Annotated in this window: 20 protein-coding genes; 16 read left to right on the top strand and 4 right to left on the bottom strand. The window is 61.0% G+C overall.

Features of this window, described 5'->3' with window-relative positions; all coding sequences use genetic code 11:
* Together MHK09_RS08025 and MHK09_RS08020 are read left to right on the top strand one after the other, a co-directional pair.
* The coding region (locus tag MHK09_RS08025) for an ATP-binding protein (protein WP_250413186.1) at positions 1–350 on the top strand (350 nt) is incomplete at its 5' end.
* A gap of 226 nt (positions 351–576) precedes the next feature.
* Positions 577–1,122, top strand: a complete 546-nt coding sequence (locus MHK09_RS08020) for an NADPH-dependent FMN reductase (protein WP_250413185.1) — start codon at positions 577–579, stop codon at positions 1,120–1,122.
* Between the two features lie 138 nt (positions 1,123–1,260).
* Here the strand turns inward: MHK09_RS08020 and MHK09_RS08015 are convergent, their stop codons facing one another.
* Both MHK09_RS08015 and betT read right to left on the bottom strand, forming a co-directional pair.
* A complete protein-coding gene (locus MHK09_RS08015; protein ID WP_250413184.1) occupies positions 1,261–2,838 on the bottom strand; it encodes an aldehyde dehydrogenase family protein in 1,578 nt (525 codons plus the stop codon).
* Between the two features lie 45 nt (positions 2,839–2,883).
* The gene (gene betT, locus MHK09_RS08010) at positions 2,884–5,133 is read right to left on the bottom strand and encodes a choline BCCT transporter BetT (RefSeq protein ID WP_250413183.1); all 2,250 of its coding nucleotides are present in this window, start codon (positions 5,131–5,133) and stop codon (positions 2,884–2,886) included.
* Positions 5,134–5,466: 333 nt separating this feature from the next.
* On the opposite strand from betT, the gene betA reads away from it, so the two are divergent.
* From betA to MHK09_RS07945, 13 genes are all read left to right on the top strand, one after another.
* The gene (betA, locus tag MHK09_RS08005; RefSeq protein WP_250413182.1) at positions 5,467–7,242 is read left to right on the top strand and encodes a choline dehydrogenase; all 1,776 of its coding nucleotides are present in this window, start codon (positions 5,467–5,469) and stop codon (positions 7,240–7,242) included.
* A 180-nt stretch (positions 7,243–7,422) separates the two neighbouring features.
* The gene (locus MHK09_RS08000; RefSeq protein ID WP_005329784.1) at positions 7,423–7,551 is read left to right on the top strand and encodes a hypothetical protein; all 129 of its coding nucleotides are present in this window, start codon (positions 7,423–7,425) and stop codon (positions 7,549–7,551) included.
* 254 nt (positions 7,552–7,805) lie between these two features.
* Complete coding sequence (locus MHK09_RS07995) at positions 7,806–8,048, top strand: hypothetical protein (RefSeq protein ID WP_436232108.1); 243 nt, start codon at positions 7,806–7,808, stop codon at positions 8,046–8,048.
* A gap of 82 nt (positions 8,049–8,130) precedes the next feature.
* Positions 8,131–8,490 carry a Cd(II)/Pb(II)-sensing metalloregulatory transcriptional regulator CmtR gene (cmtR, locus tag MHK09_RS07990; RefSeq protein ID WP_023016478.1) on the top strand — a complete coding sequence of 120 codons (360 nt, stop codon included), beginning with the start codon at positions 8,131–8,133 and terminating at the stop codon, positions 8,488–8,490.
* The gene (locus MHK09_RS07985) at positions 8,487–10,379 is read left to right on the top strand and encodes a heavy metal translocating P-type ATPase (protein ID WP_200436032.1); all 1,893 of its coding nucleotides are present in this window, start codon (positions 8,487–8,489) and stop codon (positions 10,377–10,379) included. Before cmtR ends, MHK09_RS07985 begins: the two co-directional genes overlap by 4 nt.
* Before the next feature lie 190 nt (positions 10,380–10,569).
* Positions 10,570–11,244 carry a LysE family translocator gene (locus MHK09_RS07980; RefSeq protein ID WP_005323229.1) on the top strand — a complete coding sequence of 225 codons (675 nt, stop codon included), beginning with the start codon at positions 10,570–10,572 and terminating at the stop codon, positions 11,242–11,244.
* A 9-nt stretch (positions 11,245–11,253) separates the two neighbouring features.
* The gene (locus MHK09_RS07975; protein ID WP_049358954.1) at positions 11,254–11,583 is read left to right on the top strand and encodes a YbjQ family protein; all 330 of its coding nucleotides are present in this window, start codon (positions 11,254–11,256) and stop codon (positions 11,581–11,583) included.
* Positions 11,576–12,511 carry a CE1 family esterase gene (locus MHK09_RS07970; protein ID WP_250413181.1) on the top strand — a complete coding sequence of 312 codons (936 nt, stop codon included), beginning with the start codon at positions 11,576–11,578 and terminating at the stop codon, positions 12,509–12,511. Before MHK09_RS07975 ends, MHK09_RS07970 begins: the two co-directional genes overlap by 8 nt.
* A 35-nt stretch (positions 12,512–12,546) precedes the next feature.
* On the top strand, positions 12,547–12,831 hold the full coding sequence (locus tag MHK09_RS07965) for an RNA-binding S4 domain-containing protein (RefSeq protein WP_005323225.1): 285 nt from the start codon (positions 12,547–12,549) through the stop codon (positions 12,829–12,831).
* Complete coding sequence (locus MHK09_RS07960) at positions 12,832–13,659, top strand: VOC family protein (protein ID WP_250413180.1); 828 nt, start codon at positions 12,832–12,834, stop codon at positions 13,657–13,659. It begins immediately after the preceding gene.
* A 5-nt stretch (positions 13,660–13,664) separates the two neighbouring features.
* Complete coding sequence (locus MHK09_RS07955; RefSeq protein ID WP_250413179.1) at positions 13,665–13,976, top strand: MGMT family protein; 312 nt, start codon at positions 13,665–13,667, stop codon at positions 13,974–13,976.
* Positions 13,973–14,332: a DMT family transporter gene (locus MHK09_RS07950; RefSeq protein ID WP_250413178.1), complete on the top strand. Its 360-nt coding sequence runs from the start codon at positions 13,973–13,975 to the stop codon at positions 14,330–14,332. The genes MHK09_RS07955 and MHK09_RS07950 overlap by 4 nt, the downstream gene beginning before the upstream one ends.
* The gene (locus MHK09_RS07945) at positions 14,329–14,646 is read left to right on the top strand and encodes a DMT family transporter (protein WP_198492339.1); all 318 of its coding nucleotides are present in this window, start codon (positions 14,329–14,331) and stop codon (positions 14,644–14,646) included. Before MHK09_RS07950 ends, MHK09_RS07945 begins: the two co-directional genes overlap by 4 nt.
* An 82-nt stretch (positions 14,647–14,728) precedes the next feature.
* Here MHK09_RS07945 and MHK09_RS07940 read toward each other — a convergent pair whose 3' ends face one another.
* Together MHK09_RS07940 and MHK09_RS07935 are read right to left on the bottom strand one after the other, a co-directional pair.
* Complete coding sequence (locus tag MHK09_RS07940; RefSeq protein WP_250413177.1) at positions 14,729–15,580, bottom strand: PrsW family intramembrane metalloprotease; 852 nt, start codon at positions 15,578–15,580, stop codon at positions 14,729–14,731.
* On the bottom strand, positions 15,581–16,162 hold the full coding sequence (locus MHK09_RS07935) for a hypothetical protein (RefSeq protein ID WP_250413176.1): 582 nt from the start codon (positions 16,160–16,162) through the stop codon (positions 15,581–15,583).
* Between the two features lie 42 nt (positions 16,163–16,204).
* On the opposite strand from MHK09_RS07935, the gene MHK09_RS07930 reads away from it, so the two are divergent.
* Entirely contained in the window at positions 16,205–18,139 is a 1,935-nt protein-coding gene (locus MHK09_RS07930) for a M13 family metallopeptidase (RefSeq protein WP_250413175.1), read from the top strand.
* Positions 18,140–18,172 lie beyond the last annotated feature (33 nt).

Raw genomic sequence — 18,172 nt, 5'->3', positions numbered from 1 at the left:
ACCGGCTGGATCAACTTGTAGACATGCTGGCGGTCTTCTCACCGACTGACCAAAACTACCTCGATAAGATGCGGAAACTGATCAACGTCGATGTCCTTATCATCGACGACTTTATGACCATCAGCATCAACCAGCGCGGGCAAGAAGACCTAGCCAAGATCATATTCGACCGCGACGGAAGGCTCCCAACACTGATCTCTTCCCAATCAGCTGCCGCCTACTGGGTTGAAACACTGCCAGACAGAGTCGGAGCCGATTCACTCGTAAGCCGCCTCAACAACGGCCACCGAATCCATATCGGAGACTTCGACATGCGTAAAGCCACCGCCCCGACCACCCCAGACGACTAAGACTAACGGCCCGGGCCGACGTACCCCTCGGCCCGGTACCAACTACCCGGAACACGACAGTACCGAGTCCCCAGAACACCGGTACCAAAAACTCGCATCTGACAGGCACTTTGCCGGAGGGGTGCGGGTTGAGTGAAGGTCGTATCAATATCACTATCAGACAAGTGTCGGCACGGGCTGTAAGCTAGATGTGTTACATAAAGCTTGAAGGAAAGAAGGTTTTCTCATGTCTCGTATCGGCATCATCATCGGCAGCACCCGCGATAAGGCCGCCGGCAAGGTAGTGGGCGAGTGGCTCAATGACGTGGCCCAGGGTCGTCAGGACGGCGTGGAGTACACCCTGCTGGATCTCAAGGAATTCGATATTCCAGTCTTGACCACCGAAGCTGTACCGGCGGCTGCTAATAAGCAGTACGAGGACGAGAAGGTTCAGGCATGGTCTGATGCAGTGGACGCCTGCGATGGCTTCATCTTCATCACCCCGGAGTACAACCGCTCCGTGCCGGGCCCGTTCAAGAATGCCTTCGACTGCCTGGCCGCAGAGTGGGCCGGCAAGCCGGTTGCCTTCGTTGGCTACGGTCCGTCCGGTGCGGTCCGCGCCATCGAAGCATGGCGCCCTATCGTGGTGAACTTCTCCATGCCGCAGCTGCGCAACCAGATCGAGTTCTTCCTCGCCACCGACTGGGCAGAGGGCGAATTCCACCCGGTTGATTTCAAGGTGGAGCGCACCACTTCCTTGCTGGCTGAGCTGGAAGATGCCGTTTCCGCATAATCAGTTCGCACAGCGGCCACGTTCTGGCCCCGCAATAGACGAACGAGACCGATAACGTGGCCGCGCGTTGGCCAGATACACTTCAGCCCCCGCGCTCTTTCTGAGCAGCGGGGGCCGACTATTATGTGGCCGGCTTAGTTACTGCAGGCCGAACTGATCCCAAGCGGCAGGGGAGAGGTTCTGGTACACGTGCTTGTGCTCCTGGTACTCGGCCAAGCCGGTGGGGCCAAGCTCGCGGCCATTGCCGGACTGCTTGTAGCCGCCCCACTCTGCCTGCGGCAGGTACGGGTGGAAGTCGTTGATCCAGATGGTGCCGTGGCGCAGGGCGCGGGCGACACGCTCGGCGCGGCCGGCGTCGGAAGTGTAGACGGCGCCAGCCAGGCCGTACTCGGTGTCGTTGGCGATCTCGATGGCCTCCTCCTCGGTGGTGAAAGTCTCGATGGTCACGGTCGGGCCGAAGGCCTCGTCGTGGACGCAATCCATCTCGCGGGTAGCGCCATCGATGATGGTCGGCAGGTAGTAGATGCCGGCGCCCAGGTCGGTGGTGCCGGTGCCGTGCTGGCCGTTGGTGTCCTCGCTGGTGGCGGCGCGGCCACCGGTGAGGATCTTGGCGCCCTGCTCGCGGGCCTTGTCCACGTAGGCGGCGACCTTCTCGCGGTGCTCGGCGGAGATGAGCGGGCCAGTCTCGGCCTTCTCATCGGTCGGGCCGCCGATCTTGATCTTATTGGCGCGCTCTACCAGGGCGTCGACGAACTTATCGTGCAGGGACTCTTCGACGACGATGCGGGAGCCTGCGGAGCAGACTTGGCCGGAGTGGAAGAAGGCACCATTGAGGGCGTTGTCCACGGCGACGTCGAAATCGGCATCGGCGAAGATGACGTTCGGGTTCTTGCCACCGAGCTCGAGTGCGGTGCGCTTGACGGTCTCAGCCGCATTCTTGGCGATGATCTTGCCGGTGACCAGGCCGCCGGTGAAGGAGACCATGTCCACGTCCGGGTGCTGGGAGAGCGGGTTACCGCAGTTAGCGCCGGCGCCGGTGATGAGGTTGCCCACGCCGTCCGGCAGACCGCACTCCTTGAGGGCGGCCATGAGCAGCATTGCGGTGTGCGGGGTGAGCTCCGCCTGCTTGAGGACGAAAGTATTGCCGGCGGCCAGGGCCGGGCCGACCTTCCAGGAGACCTGCAGCAGCGGGTAGTTCCACGGGGTAATCAGGCCGCAGACGCCGACGGGCTCGGCGTCGATGCGCGAGCGCAGGTTGGGATCCTGCGGGTCGACCACGCGGCCGGCCTGGTGCTGGGCCAGGGTGCCGAAGAACTCGAAGGCGTTGGCGATGTCATCCATATCGCCCAGGGATTCCTCGTAGCGCTTGCCGGTATCGGCGGACTCGGCCTGTGCGAAAAGTTCCTTGTGCTCGCGGATGAAATCAGCCACGCGGATGACGAGCTTGCCGCGCTCGGCGGACGGGGTATTAGCCCACTCGCCATTGTCGAAGGTTTCACGTGCAACCTTGATGGCGCGCTCAGTGTCCTCATCGGATGCCTCGGAGACTAAACCGACGGTGGAACCATCGGCCGGGCAGATGATGGTGCGGGTCTCGCCGCTCTGGGCGGCTTCCCATTTACCGTTGATGAACAGGGACTTCGGGGCGCCGTCGGCATGCACGCCCTTCAGCAGCTCGGTCTGGGTAGGGTCGAACAAAGTGTTCTGGGTGCTCAAGTGAAAAGCAACCTTTCTCTCATAGAGGTAGTTGTACTGGCCAGCTTAGCTATCTTCGCGCCAGGTGCGCTCAGGCTCGGCGCCATCGGAGACATCGGACTCACCCGGTTGGGTTTGCTGCATGTGCAGGAAGGCCAGGTGGCGCTCGTAGAGGTCCAGTACGTTATTGATGATTTGGTTCTCGGAGTAACCGTAGACGTCATAGCCCAGCGAACCGGTCATATCGTAGACCTCGAGGCGATAGTAATCATCGCTCTCGCCCTTGACGAAGTCGGGACGCTCGGCCGCAACCGGGAAGAGTTGGTAGCGGAACATGCGCTCATTGTGGAGCTTTACTTCGAGGTCGAGCTGCGGAAGTTCGACGTCGGGAAGCTCACTGGTGAGCAAGAGGGCATCGTAGCCGCGGCTGCGCATGTGCGTTGCCACCTGCTGGAGGGCGTAGGTAGCGGTTTCGCGCAGGTAGGTATCCATCTCCTGCTTGGAGGGGAAGGTATTGGCACGGTCGAGGCGGCTCTTCCAGAGGTCGGCGTTGGCCGGTTCGCGCTCGGTGCGGGAAGAAATCACGCCATGCATAGCGGTGGTGCGGGCCTCGCGCTGGATATTTTCCAGGCGCAGAGACTTCCACAGCGAGAACATGATGAGGTAAACCACGAACGCGAAAGGCAGACCCATGACGACGGTCGCGGACTGCACGGTAGCGATGCCATCGATCTGCAGCAGGGCCAAGGTCAGCGCACCTACGGTTACGGACCAGAAGATGCGCAGCCAGCGGGAACCGTCTTGGCGGTTATCGGTAATGCGAGAGGTGAAGTTGGACATCACCAATGCGCCGGAGTCGGCCGAGGTGATGTAGAGCAGCAGGCCGATAAAGGTGGTCAAGAAGATGACAATGGCAGAGCCCGGGAATTCCTGCAACATATCGTAGAAGCCCTGCTCCGGCACGTTGATCGCATTTTCGGCGAATTCGGGATAGTCACCGGAGCGGACCATGTCCAAGGCAGTGTTGCCGAAGAAGGACATCCACATCAGGATGAATAGGAACGGGAAGGTGAGGGTGCCGAAGATGAACTGGCGCAGGGTGCGGCCGCGGGAGATGCGGGCCAAGAAGAGACCAACGAAGGTCGCCCAAGCAATCCACCATGCCCAGAAGAAGAGGGTCCAGGACTGCATCCAGGTATCGGCGGCCGCCTGGTCCTCAGCGAAGGCGAAGGTCTCCATGGTCCAGGACGGGAATTTCGAGACATAGTCGCCGATATTGGTCACGATGGCATCGAAGAGGTAGGCGGTCTTGCCAAAGACGACGACGTAAATCATCAACGCGATGGCTAGGTAGACGTTGAGCTCGGAGAGGAAGCGAATGCCCTTATCCACGCCGGATACAGCCGAGAGGGTCGCAATAGTAATAGCGATGATGATGAGCGCGGCCTGCAGACCGAAGCCCTGCTCAAAGCCGAAGATGAGGTGAATGCCGTAGGACAGCTGCACCACGCCGATGCCCAGGGACGCGGTGACACCGAAGACGGTGCCCAGCATGGCCGCGACGTCTACTGCGGAGCCGATAGGGCCGTGCACGCGCTTGCCGATGAGCGGGTAGAGCGCGGAGCGGATAGCCAGCGGCATATTCAGGCGGTAGGCAAAGTAGCCGAAGGCCATACCCATCAGGGCGTAGAGGGCCCAGCCGGTCAGGCCATAGTGGAACATGGCATAGACTACGGCTTCCTTGGCCGCCTGCATGGTCTCGCCCTCGCCCACGGGCGGCGCCATGTACATGGTGACCGGCTCGGCGACGGCGAAAAACATAAGATCCACGCCAATGCCGGCGGCAAAGAGCATGGATACCCAGGAGAAAGTATTGAATTTGGGCCGCGAGTGGTCCGGGCCTAGGCGGATATTGCCGGTATTGGAGATGGCAATATAAAGGACGAAAACCACGGCGATGGTGGCGGTGAGAACATAGAACCAGCCGAGGTTGGTACCAATCCAGCCGGTGACATTGGCCAGGGTCTCCGCCGCTGATTCACGGCCAAAGCCGGCGTAGAGGACCATGGCGATGATCAACACGCCAGAGATAATAAATACCGGCCAGTTGGTCTTGGGTGCGGGGACCTCGGCCGCGCCTACATCATCGCCGGTTTCTGCCTTATAGCTGCCGACGAGGGCGCGGACTTGGTAGCGCGGGCTGCGCTTTTTGGTATCCCCAGAGGGGGTTGCGAGAGAGGTGTCTTTACCCCCGTGTTGGGGGGATGTGCTCGAAGTGTGGGGCTCCTCAGGGTCGTGAGGATCGAAGTTTGCCATCTACTTCTCCTAGTGTTGGTTGGTTTGGGCCGAATCTTTCGCACGAGTGCCCCAAAAGTCTCACAAGATCGCAGGGAGAGATAGGTGAGTGAAATGAATCATATGAGGGTGAACTATGCGAAAAGACTTCGGATTTCATCTGCTGAGACGTCCATCCGAACAAGGCAAATATACCTTAATCTGGGCAAACTTCTAGGGGAATGTGTACTCTGGAGATAGTGCCCGCACATAAGGCGATGTGGATATTTACAGACTTTTGTATAAATTACAAAATATTCACTTTCGGTGGGGCCATCTTGACGTGTGAAATATTTCACAGAAAGAAGGGGATTTATGGGTTTTATGGACAAGCTGACCAAGAAGCGTTCCGCTAAGAAGGTCACCGATGAAGTAAGCGACGTAGTCGTCGTTGGCGGTGGCTCCGCAGGCTCCGTCATCGCCGCACGCCTGACCGAAGACAAGAACACCCGCGTGCTGGTCCTCGAGGCCGGCCGCCCAGATTCCCTGTGGGATCTGTTCATCCACATGCCATCCGGCTTCTCTTTCCCAATCGGCGCAAAGAACTATGACTGGATGTACGAGTCCGATCCGGAGCCGGAGATGAACGGCCGCCGCGTCTACCATGCCCGCGGCAAGGTCCTCGGCGGATCTTCCTCCATCAATGGCATGATCTACCAGCGCGGTAACCCGATGGACTATGAGAAGTGGGGCCAGAACCCAGGCATGGAAAACTGGGACTTCGCCCACTGCCTGCCGTACTTCAACCGCATGGAGACCGCCGCTGCGGCCGAGCCGAACGATCCGCGCCGCGGCCACGATGGCCCGCTGTACCTCTCCCGTGGCCCGGCTACCTCCGAGCTCTTCCAGGCCCTGTTCAAGTCCGTACAGGAGGCCGGCTACAACCTGACCAATGACGTCAACGGTTACCGCCAGGAGGGCTTCGCTCCGTTCGACCGCAATATTAAGAACGGCAAGCGTTGGTCCGCTGCCCGCGCTTACCTGTACCCCAACATGGATCGCGAGAACCTCGAGATCCGCACTCGCGCTTTCACCACCAAGATCCTCTTCGAGGGCCAGAAGGCCGTCGGCGTTGAGTACGAGTGGCAGGGTGGCGTGCACCGCGTCTACGCCGAGAAGATCGTGCTGTCCGCCGGTGCCATCAATACCCCGCAGCTGCTGGAAATCTCCGGCATTGGTGACCGTGAGATTCTGGAGAAGCACGGCATTGACGTCGTCAAGCACCTGCCAGGTGTGGGCGAGAACCTGCAGGACCACCTCGAGGTCTACATCCAGTATGAGACCACCAAGTCCACCGCCTCCTCCCAGCCTTACCTGGATAAGTGGCGCTGGCCGTTCATGGGTCTGCAGTGGCTGCTGACCCACAAGGGCCCGGTTGCTACCTCGCACTTCGAGGGCGGCGGCTTCGTGCGCTCCAATGAGAATGAGGATTACCCGAACCTCATGTTCCACTTCCTGCCGATGGCCGTGCGTTATGACGGCCAGAAGGCAGACGTCAAGCACGGCTTCCAGTGGCACGTTGGCCCGATGTTCTCCGATACCAAGGGCCACGTTCACATCAAGAGCGCCGATATCCACGACAAGCCGTCCATCCTCTTCAACTACCTGAAGACCGACCAGGACCGCCGCGAGTGGGTTGAGGCCGTACGCGTTGCTCGCTCCCTGCTGGATACCAAGGCCATGGAAGAAGTCGGCGCCCGCGAGTTCAGCCCGGGCTCGGATGTCCAGACCGACGAGGAGATCCTGGAGTGGGTCCGCAACGATGGCGAGACCGCGCTGCACCCATCCTGCACCGCCAAGATGGGCGCGGAGTCCGATCCGATGGCCGTGGTTAACCCGGACACCATGGGCGTGTGGGGCGTGGAAGGCCTCTACATTGCGGATGCCTCCGTCTTCCCGTCCGTGACCAACGGCAATATCTACTCCCCAACCATGATGGTGGGCGAGAAGGCCGCTGACCTCATCGCCGGCCGTACCCCGCTCGAGCCAAACCACGCCGAGTGGTACAAGGCTAAGCAGGATATGCCGCTCTACGCTGAGGGCGAAGCAGTCCGCGATCACAAGCACTCCATCCAGGGCGCTGACCACTAAGCACCCTCCCGCCGGATTGCTTCAGCGCCGCGTTTCCCAGTCTTGGGGCGCGGCGCTTTTGCTTGCCGACGTCCCCCTTCCCCACCGTGCCCCCCTATCCGCTGGGCCAGAACCATGGTTTAATCGTCGGGCAAGGAATCAGATCCGATGGAGTGAACTGCCAGAGAAAGGGGGACATTGATGCTCAGCATTATCGCTTTAGTCATTAGTATCGTTTTCGCCGTATCCGTTCTGAGAAAGCTCGATGACATCGATGCGCACTTAAAGGAGCTGCTCGCCTCGCGCGAAGATGACCAAACACCGTGTTAAGCGTGTGGGTGGCTAAGGAGACGGTGAACAAATTTCGCATTAACCAACTGCAAAAGGCCCATACCGACCGTGAAATGGAATTTTCCTGCGATGTAGCTTGAAGGGCTATGGCTTCGTAGACCAAAGTGGTTTCCAAGCAGTAGTTCCAGTACTTCGTACGCGGGGTAGCCAACACCGCCGACTTCAAGGAAGTATCATTCCCGGATACCAGCGAAAAGAGTTAGTCATTTGGCTATTAGAAAGCTTCGCTACGTGTGGTTCGACCCGTACGCAATGTCCGTGAGTGTCTAGCCCTTGATGGAGAACCTGGTGTCAGTGTCGCTGGCCGCACCTACGCCGCCGTCATGTCCGCCGACACCCTGTTCATCACCATCCCCACAGGGGTGGGTGTGGGCATTCACGTGAAGATTCTGGAGAATTTCGCCGCCCACGTCGCCCCCTCGTTGGGTTGGCAGCCGAACCGCGAAGGACCAGTCATCGGCTATCCCATTGACTAATTCTTGCAGGTCGCAGGACTTTCGCGTGACTGTTAGTTCAGCCCATTTTAAATAGTTCACCGCACACTGTATAGTTCAGCACATGCTGACTATTGCTTCGCGCCTCGACGTCATGAACCGGCTCGGCCGGGCCATGGCTGATCCGACGCGCTCCCGAATCCTGATAACCCTACTAGACGGTCCGAGCTACCCGGCTGTGCTCTCGCAAAGCTTGGATCTGACGCGCTCGAACGTTTCGAACCACCTGTCTTGCCTGCGCGATTGTGGCATTGTCGTCGCTGAGCCGGAGGGCCGTAAGACCCGCTACGAAATCGCCGATCCGCACCTCGCGGCAGCGCTCGAAGCGCTAGTCAACGCGACACTGGCCGTCGACGAGAATGCCCCCTGCATCGACACTGAGTGCTCGGTGCCCGGCTGCGGCGAGAAAGGAGCGGACGTATGAGTTCAGCATGTGGATGCGAACACGAACCCGCCACGGAGATCGACGAGCTCGATCGGCCATGGTGGAAGGACCCTGAGCTACTGCTGCCGATCTTCTCCGGCGTAGCCCTCATAACAGGACTGGCGCTGGACTGGTCCGACTTGGAGACGCCCGCGACGGTACTGTATTGGGTTGGGCTGCTGTTGGGCGCTTACACGTTCGCGCCTGGAGCGATCCGGAACCTTGTCACGAAGCGCAAGCTCGGCATTGGCTTGCTAATGACGATCAGCGCGGTCGGTGCGGTGATCCTCGGATTCGTCGGAGAGGCCGCGGCGCTAGCGTTCCTGTACTCGATCGCCGAGGCACTGGAAGACAAGGCGATGGACCGGGCCCAAGGCGGACTGCGGGCGCTGTTGAAGCTGGTACCGCAGACCGCGACGGTGCTGCGCGACGGCACAGCGGCCGAGGTCGAAGCGAAGGACCTCGAGGTTGGCGAGCTAATGCTCGTGCGCCCCGGGGAGCGGATCGCCACGGACGGCATCATTCGATCCGGGCGCTCCAGCCTTGACACCTCAGCGATCACCGGAGAATCCATTCCGGAGGAGGTTGCGCCCGGCGACGAAGTGCCTGCGGGAGCGATCAACTCCGCCGGGGTGCTGGAGGTCGAGACGACCGCAGCTGGAACGGACAACTCGCTGACCACACTCGTGGACCTAGTCGAGCAAGCGCAGGCGGAAAAGGGCGACCGCGCCCGGATCGCCGACCGGATTGCTCAACCCCTAGTGCCCGGGGTGATGATCCTAGCGGTGCTGGTCGGTGTGATCGGCTCGCTGCTGGGCGACCCTGAGACGTGGATCACCCGTGCGCTGGTAGTCCTGGTCGCAGCGTCGCCGTGCGCGCTGGCAATCTCCGTGCCGCTGACGGTCGTGGCCGCGATCGGCGCGGCCAGCCAGTTCGGAGTGGTCATCAAGTCCGGCGCGGCGTTCGAGCGACTCGGCGGCATCCGTCACCTGGCAGTGGACAAAACCGGAACCCTTACCCGCAACCAGCCTGAGGTTACCGGAGTGGTCCCGGCAGACGGATTCGATCGGGCGCAGGTGCTTTCCTTCGCGGCGGCAGTTGAGCAGCAATCGACACACCCCCTCGCTGCGGCGATCGCGGCAGCGGGGCCCGAAGCGCCCACCGCCTCGGACATCAGCGAGGAAGCTGGGCATGGCATCGGCGGCACCGTCGAAGGCCGACGGGTGCTGGTGGGCAGCCCCCGATGGATCGACGCCGGACCACTGAAAGCAGACGTTGAGCGCATGGAGTCCGAGGGTCAGACCTGCGTCCTGGTCACCGTCGATGACGCTCTCGCCGGGGCGATCGGGGTCCGTGACGAGTTGCGGCCCGAGGTGCCCGAAGCCGTGCAGGCCCTGCACGCCAACGACGTGGAAGTAAGCATGCTCACCGGCGACAACACTCGCACCGCCCGGGCGCTGGCTGGAATCGCCGGAATCGACGACGTGCGCGCCGAGCTGCGCCCTGAGGACAAGGCAAGCATCGTCGCCGAATTCTCCTCCAAGACGCCGACGGCGATGATCGGCGACGGCATCAACGACGCGCCGGCACTGGCGGGTGCGACGGTGGGCATAGCGATGGGAGCGACCGGCTCTGACGCCGCGATCGAGTCCGCTGACGTCGCCTTCACCGGCCACGACCTCCGGCTAATCCCGAAGGCGCTGCAGCACGCCCGCCGAGGAAGCAGGATCATCAACCAGAACATCGTGCTGTCTCTGGCCATCATCATCGTGTTGATGCCACTGGCGATCAGCGGCGTGCTGGGCCTGGCCGCCGTCGTGTTGGTTCACGAGGTCGCCGAAGTGATCGTGATCTTGAACGGCCTGCGGGCTGCGCAAACAAAACGCTGAGGCTGTGACCGGCAAGTCTCATAAGGGTTAAACCACACGCTGAGCGGACACACCTTGGGCCAGGCACGTCATTCTAAAAGATAGATTGAGAAGCTACCTAAATCACAGAACTTACCTGTTTCGCTGCAGGTGAGAGACTTCTTATAGTGACATGTGTTAATCCAATCGCATGCGAGTATGGAGGTGTTAGGTGGCTATTAGCGCCCTGGTGACCTTAATGGGCGTGTGGTTCGCGGCGATGGCCTCGCCGGGCCCAGACGTAGTGCAAATCATTCGCTTAGGTGCGCGTTCTACGCGCGCAGCCGTATGGGCGGCGCTTGGTAGTACCACCGGCCTTACCATTTGGACCGTGGCCTCCTTGGCGGGGCTATCCGCGCTGATTTCTGCGCACCCTGGCATCCTCGTGGCGCTGCAGGTTCTCGGCGGCTGTTACCTGCTGTGGATGGCCTATACCGCCATTACCGGTGGCATCAAGGAGCGCCGCGCGCCCGCAACCGTCGTGGGCACCGAAACCCGCGCCCCGCAGCCGCGCGGGTTTACACCGGACGGCATCATCAAGGCGGGCACTGCCTATCGCATGGGATTTATCTGCGATCTTTCGAACCCCAAGGTGGTCATCTTCTTTGGCGCCATCTTTGCCAATTTCATTGATCCCGGCATGGGCATCGGCGCCAATCTCATGGTGGGTGCCGTACTGATTCTGGAAAGCCTCGTGCTTTTTGTCGGCGTGGCTTTGAGTACCCGCGCGGTTTCGAAGTGGATGGCTAAGAATTCCGCCTGGGTGGATATTGTCAGCGGCGTGGTCTTCCTGCTGCTGGGTGTCATCATCCTTTTTGAGGGCGTGCGTGGACTTATAGCCATGTAATCTGGATCCATGATTTTTACCACTACTAATACCGTTGATGGTTATGAGATTACGGATTATATCCGCATTATCGCCGGAGAGACCGTCATCGGTATTAATATGCTGAAGGATTTCGGGGCATCCATCCGCAATATCACCGGTGGGCGCTCCGCCGGGTACGAGAGCGAGGCCATCAAGGCGCGTGAGGCGGCACTCGATGAATTGTGGCGTCGCGGTCAGGAGCTCGGGGCCGATGGTGTGGTGGGCATTGCCTTCGATTATTCGCCCATGGGAACGTCGAATGACATGCTGATGGTCACGGCCACCGGCACGGCGGTGAAGCTGCGCGCCCGTGATTAAAATCGGCAAGAAAACCCTGGCCCTGTGCGCTGGGTTATGTGCGGCCGCCGGACTCATGGCGGGGTGCGAGGAAGAACCGCCGCAGCCGGGCAGCGTGCCAAATGAATCGCAAGGCGCGGCCGATGGCTATATCACCACGCTGCCGGACCAGGGCACAACGGCCAATGGCCGCTACCAGATCATTAACCTACAAAATCATCGCAGTTTTGTAGTCCACGTGCCGTTTAATGCGGATAAGCACCACCGCTTGCCCGTGGTCGTGGCGATGCACGGCTATGAGATGGACGCCGGCAACATGTTCAAAGGCACCGACTTATCCCAGGGCGATGCCATTACCGTCTTTGTCCAAGGTGCGGGCAAGGCGTGGGCACCGGCACCCTATGCGGTAACCAGCTTGGAAGATGACCTCAAGTACGTGGATGACACGATTGATTTCGTCCGGCGCCATTATCCCGCCACGGACACTACCTATGGCGTGGGCTTTTCCAATGGCGGCGGATTCGCCCGCGCGGTGACCTGCAAGCGGCCGGGCCTATTCGATGCGGTGGCCACGGTTTCGGCGGCAAAATATGACCGCGTGGAAAAAGACTGCGCCAGCGAGCCCACCGATTACCTAGATATCCACGGCACCGAAGACGTGCTGATGAAATATGGCGGTGGGCGCCAGCACGGTGCGCACTACCACTCGGTCAAAAAATCGCTACGCGGGATTGCGAAGGAGAATGGGTGCAATCCGTTTCCAAAGCGGCGTCGGAAAGAAGCAGTGGAGCACTTCACCTGGCGGGTATGTGATGCGCGCACCGAGCAGTACACCATCCACGGTGGCACGCACACGTGGAATGGCGGGGCCACGGACCATTCCGGTTTGGTGAAAGCGGAGTGGACCACCGATACGGTGCTGGACTTCTTCCATATCGCCCACCCGTAGCGATAGCCGCGCGCGGGCTGGGTAAGCTGGGCGGCATGCTAGACATTCCTATCAACGGCGACTCCATCAAATTGGGCCAGTTCATCAAGCTGGCCAGCTTGGTGGCTACCGGCGGCGAGGCTAAAGAGCTCATCGCAGAAGGCGTGGTCACGGTCAATGGCGAACCCGAAACGCGCCGGGGTGCCATGCTCCACCCAGGCGATGAGGTGTGCATCGAGGATGCTTGCGCGCGCGTGGGCGAGCCGGATGATGACGATGATTACTTTGATGAAGCCACGGCCGACGATGACTTTGATCCGGAAAAGTGGAGGAATATGTAGATGCCAGCATTCGAAGCTGAAGTGGGCATGCCCTACTGGATTGACCTGACCACCTCGGATCCGCGCAAGTCCGCACACTTTTATGAGCAGGTGCTGGGCTGGGAGATTTCCGCCGAGTCCGCAGAGGAAAAGCCCTATCAGATGGCGCGCCTGCAGGGCCTGCCCATCGCCGGGTTTATCCCGCAGCCGGAAGAGGCACCCATGCCGGATACGTGGGTGACCTACTTCCTCTCCAAGGACATCGCGGGCGATTGCCAGCGCGCTGAGAGCCTGGGCGGACGCATCCTGGTGCAGCCGCAACAAGTGCAGCTAGGACATATGGCCCTGCTTGCCGACGCCGCCGGCGGCATGTTCGGCCTCATTCAACCCGCCGGCCCAGAACACTTTGTGGCCGCTGGTGAGCCCGGTACCCCGGTATGGCACGAGCTCACCGCTACCTCGGGTTTCCAGCGCGCAATGGACTTTTATGGCGAGCTTTTCAACTGGGAAATTCGCGCCATGCAGTCCGAGGATGAGGACTTCATTTACGCCACGGCGGAAGAAGACGGTGCGCCGTTTGCAGGCCTGTGGAACGCCGAGGGGCAGTTCCCGCCGCAGGTCCCGAGCTTCTGGCAGACCTATTTGGGCGTGCGCGATATCGACGCCGCTGCGAAGAAGGCCGTGGAATTAGGCGGCGAGGTTATCCGCGAACCGTGGGATTCGCCTTTCGGCCGCATGTGCCTTTTGGCCGATTCCACCGGTGCGACCATCACCCTTACCGAGGTCGAAGACGCCCCCGAAGAGGAGCCGACCGAATCGGATGACGTGCTGGGACTCGACCCGCAATAATTGCGATGAGTCAGTCGCCACTGGTCAAACGCGTATTGGCGGTCGTTGCCGTGATTCCACCCGGCAACGTCACCTCTTATGGCGAGGTGGCCAAGGTGGCCGGCTGCGGTGCGCGCAACGTCGGCACCGTGTTAAAGCGCCACGGCGGCGGTGCCACTACCGCTTGGTGGCGCGTTGTCCGCGCCGATGGCGCCTCCCACGATCCCGCCCGCGCCGCGGAGTTTTGGGATCGCGAGGCCATCGCGCACGCCAACGGCCGCGTTAAAATGCACGAGCACGGAATCGACGCCCGCGAATTACAGGAGTTGATGGAGTGAGGGCTTGGGTCATTCTTTTTCTCGCGATTGCTAGCGAAGTCGTGGGCACCGTCGCGTTGAAGTACGCCGTGGACCATTTCTGGATCTACGGCGTGGCCGCTTTTTGCTTCATCCTCGCCTTCGTGCTGCTGCACCGCGTCATGCAAGAAGGCGTCAACGTGGGCGTGGCCTATGGTCTCTGGGCATCTGGTGGAGTCATTTCCACTGCGCTGTTTTCCGCCGCGCTATTTGGCGAGCCGCTCGGCGCGGTAAAGCTCGCCGGCATCGCGCTTATTATGGCCGGCGTATTCTGCGTGGAAATGGGTGCGAAACCAGACGAGGATCAAGACCACACGGTGGAGGTGGCGCCGCAATGATCTGGTTTTTGCTTTTCCTCGCCACCGCCATCGAGGTTTCCGGCACGTTGTGCCTGCGCATGTCCGCGGTAACCGGCCGCCGCTTCTGGGTAGCGCTCGTTGCCCTGTGCTATGTCTCTGCCTACGGCTTCTTGGCGCTCGTGCTCAAGGCCGGCATGGATCTGGGCGTGGCCTACGGCATTTGGGCTGCCACCGGTGTTGCTTTGACCGCCATCGCCTCCTACCTCCTGTTCAAGGAGCCATTTACCTGGCTGAAATCCCTGGGCGTGGTGCTCATTGTCGGGGGAGTGCTGCTCGTAGAAGCCGGTGCGTAGCACTGACAAAACAAGCACGTTTCGTCTCTCACGGGGTGTGAAAAGGGCGAAACGTGCTTGCTTTACAGAGTGGTCGGTGGCTTTAGTGCACGAAGGCGAGGGCGTCGTCGGCAGTGCTGTGGCTATAGCTCTCGTCGGTCTTGGCAAGCTTATTGCCGCGCAGCACCAGCCATATGCTCAGCGGGTAGAGGATAAGCGCTACCGTGACGGCCTGGATGATGGCGGCCACCTCGGAATCGTGCAGGTAGTTCCAGCAAAAGTGCAGGAGGAAGGCGGCGGCTAGGCAGCCGAGGAAGACGCCGATGCGCCACCACAGCGGCTTGGCGGCGGCGTAGAGCGCCCAGCCGATGCCCCAACCAGCCAGCGCGGTGAGCAAGACGTGTAGGCCCGGGCCGGCGACAAGGCGCAGGCCCCACATCTCAAACAGTCCCTGGACATCGCTATCGGGGTGCATGGTGGCGCCCATGGCGCCGTAGAGGATATTTTCGCAGGCCTCGAAGCCCAGGCCCACCACTGCACCCACGATCCAGCCATGCCACGGGCGGTTGAGCTGGCGGAAGGACATGAGCACGAAGATAACGCCGGTAGCCTTGGAGATTTCCTCTGGGTAAGCACCGCTCCAGGACATCATGGCATCGACCCAGCCGGTGCCGATGGCGAGCTGCATGACCGGCCCAGCGCTAATAAGCGCCAAGGAAACGGCCACCCCGCCGCCCCACAGGAAAGCCAGTAGGGCCCACAGGCGCGCCGGGCGGGCCCACATGGGGCTGCGCTGTAGCAGGAAGATGACCAGCGCCACGAGAACGGCGGCGATGAGCAGGCTGAGCAGGCCCATCAGGGGAGAGATCAAAAATGTGCTCAGCGTCTGGACCAAGAACGCGATGAGGCCAATGCCGGAGAGGATCCACAGCGTGGTGCGAAATAGCTTGGACATCTAGTACATCAACTCCCCGGAGAAGTCAGCGAATTCTGCATCGGCATCGGCGGGCAGTTCCTCTTGGCCGAAGGCATGCCAGATGCGCGTGGCGGTGGCCTGGGCCTGATCGCCCTTGCCGGTCACGGTGACCACCCAATCCTTGTTTTCGTCCTCGCCGGTGCCGTCGAGGGAGAGGGCGGCGGTGGAGGAGGGGGCGTCGGTAAGCAGGAGTGCTCCGTTGGTGCCGTCGAAGGTAGGGGCGTCGGCCGGCAGGGAAGCCATGGCGAGGGCGCGGACCATGCGGCGCAAGGTGGTGGCATCGTCCTTGGCATCCTCGGTGAGGGTGGCCTGTACGCTGACATCACCGCAGGTCCAGCCGATGCTGGCGAGGGATTCATAATCGCGCTCGCAGTAGAGATCAGCAACGTCAATCTCCCAATCCTGGCTGGGCTCGGTCAGGGTGACCTGCTCGACGTCCGCGGAGGGATCCGCCAGCGCCGCCTGCACAATTGTGGGCAAAGCGAGAACCACCGCCACGAACGCAATGACGGCGAGGAAAAGGCGCCGCGGATGCGCTGGAGGAAAGCGATAAAATTCCATAGCCCACACCTTATCTTGCTGCTTTGACCTAGAGTGGCAAGCATGAAAGATCTTTATCAACTAGTCAATGGACCCTGGCTGGAAAGCCACGTCATTCCCGATGATCGCGGCGTGGATGGCACCTTCCACGCGCTGCGCGATGAGGCGGAGGAACTCGTGCACGAGATCGTGGACAAGGACACCGGCCGCCCGGGCAAGCTCTATGCCTCCTTTATGGATACCGAGGGAGTCAACGCGGCCGGCATGGCTCCATTGGATGCGGATCTGGACCGCCTGAGCGCGGCCGACCCAGAGGAACTGGCACAGCGCCTGGGTGAACTCGAGCGCACCGGTGTTGGCTCCCCGGTGACCTTCTGGGTATCCAAGGACTCTGGTTCCGAGGACGCCATTGCTTATGTCATTCAATCCGGCCTGGGCCTGCCGGATGAGGCTTATTACCGCGAGGAAGCCCACGCGGAAACGCTGAGCGCTTATGAAAAGCACGTGGCCGAAATGCTGGAATTCCTCGACCCAGCCCGCCTCTTTGGCCTGGGTGCCGAGGTAGCCGCCCATCGCATCGTCGCCTTGGAAAAGGAGCTGGCCGCTGGCCATTGGGACGTGGTCTCCACCCGCGATGCGGTGAAAACCTATAACCCGTGCGAGTTTAGCGAGCTGCCTACCATGACCCGCGCTTTGCTCTCCGGCGGCAACCTGCCAGAGCACCGCGTGGTCAATATGATGCCGTCCTACCTCGAGCACTTCGAGGGCCTCTTTACCTCCAATCGCATGGCCGATTGGCAGCTATGGGCCACCTGGCACATCCTGCGCTCCCGCGCGGCTATGCTGCCCGAGGAAGTAGGCGCGAAGAACTTCGAGTTCTATGGCACCAAGCTCTCCGGCGCTACCCAGCAGCGCGACCGCTGGAAGCGCGCCGTGGGCTTGGCCGAATCCCTCGTGGGCGAAGAGATTGGCCAGGTATTTGTGGATAAGCACTTCCCGGCCTCTTCCAAGCGCGAGATGGATGAGCTGGTGGACTACCTCATCGCCGCCTACCGTGAGCGCATCTCCCAGCTGGAGTGGATGACGCCCGCCACCCGCGAGCGCGCGCTGGAAAAGCTCTCCCAGTTCAAGGCCAAGATTGGCTTCCCGGATTCCTGGCGCGATTACTCCGGGCTCGAGGTCTCCGGCAAGGGCGCGGACCTGCTGGCCAATGCCCGCGCCGGCTCCGCCTTCTCCCATGACTTTGAGCTGGCCAAGATTGGCAAGCCGGCCGACCGCGATGAATGGGTGACCACCCCGCAGACGGTCAACGCCTTCTATAACCCGGTGGTCAATGACATCACCTTCCCAGCCGCCATCCTGCGCCCGCCGTTTTATAACCCGGATGCCGATGCCGCAGAAAACTTTGGTGCCATCGGCGCCGTCATCGGCCACGAGATTGGCCATGGCTTTGATGACCAGGGCTCGCAATTTGATGGCCAGGGCAACCTGAACTCCTGGTGGTCCGAGGAGGACCGCGCGGCCTTTGACAAGCTCACCGCGAAGCTGGTGGAGCAGTTCAATGGCCAGGTACCGACGGTGCTCAAGGAAGCCGGCATCGACTCCACCGGCGTCAACGGCAGCTTCACCCTGGGTGAAAATATCGGTGACCTAGGCGGTTTGGGTATCGCTGTGGTGGCTTTCAAGAACTACTGCGCCGATAAGGGCATTGATCTGCAGGGCAAGGAGGAAAAGTTCGAGGTAGACGGTGCCGAGCCGGAGTTGGCCGAGCATACCTACAACGGACTGCAGCGCTTCTTCTTGTCCTGGGCCCGCGTATGGCGTACCGCCATCCGCCCGGAGATGGCCACCCAGTACCTGGCCATTGACCCGCACTCGCCGGCGGAGTTCCGCTGCAACCTCATCGCTGCCAATATTGCGGAGTTCTACGAGGCCTTTGACGTAGCGGAGGATTCTGCCATGTACATTGCGCCGGAGGATCGCGTCACCATTTGGTAGCCCTTTTAGCCGGTAGGCGGTGCGCGTAGGCTC

The sequence above is a fragment of the Corynebacterium tuberculostearicum genome, from assembly GCF_022347235.1.
GTDB lineage: Bacteria > Actinomycetota > Actinomycetes > Mycobacteriales > Mycobacteriaceae > Corynebacterium > Corynebacterium tuberculostearicum_F.
The sequence above is the reverse complement of the archived record's forward strand: the minus strand, read 5'-3'. Positions and strand labels throughout refer to the sequence as shown.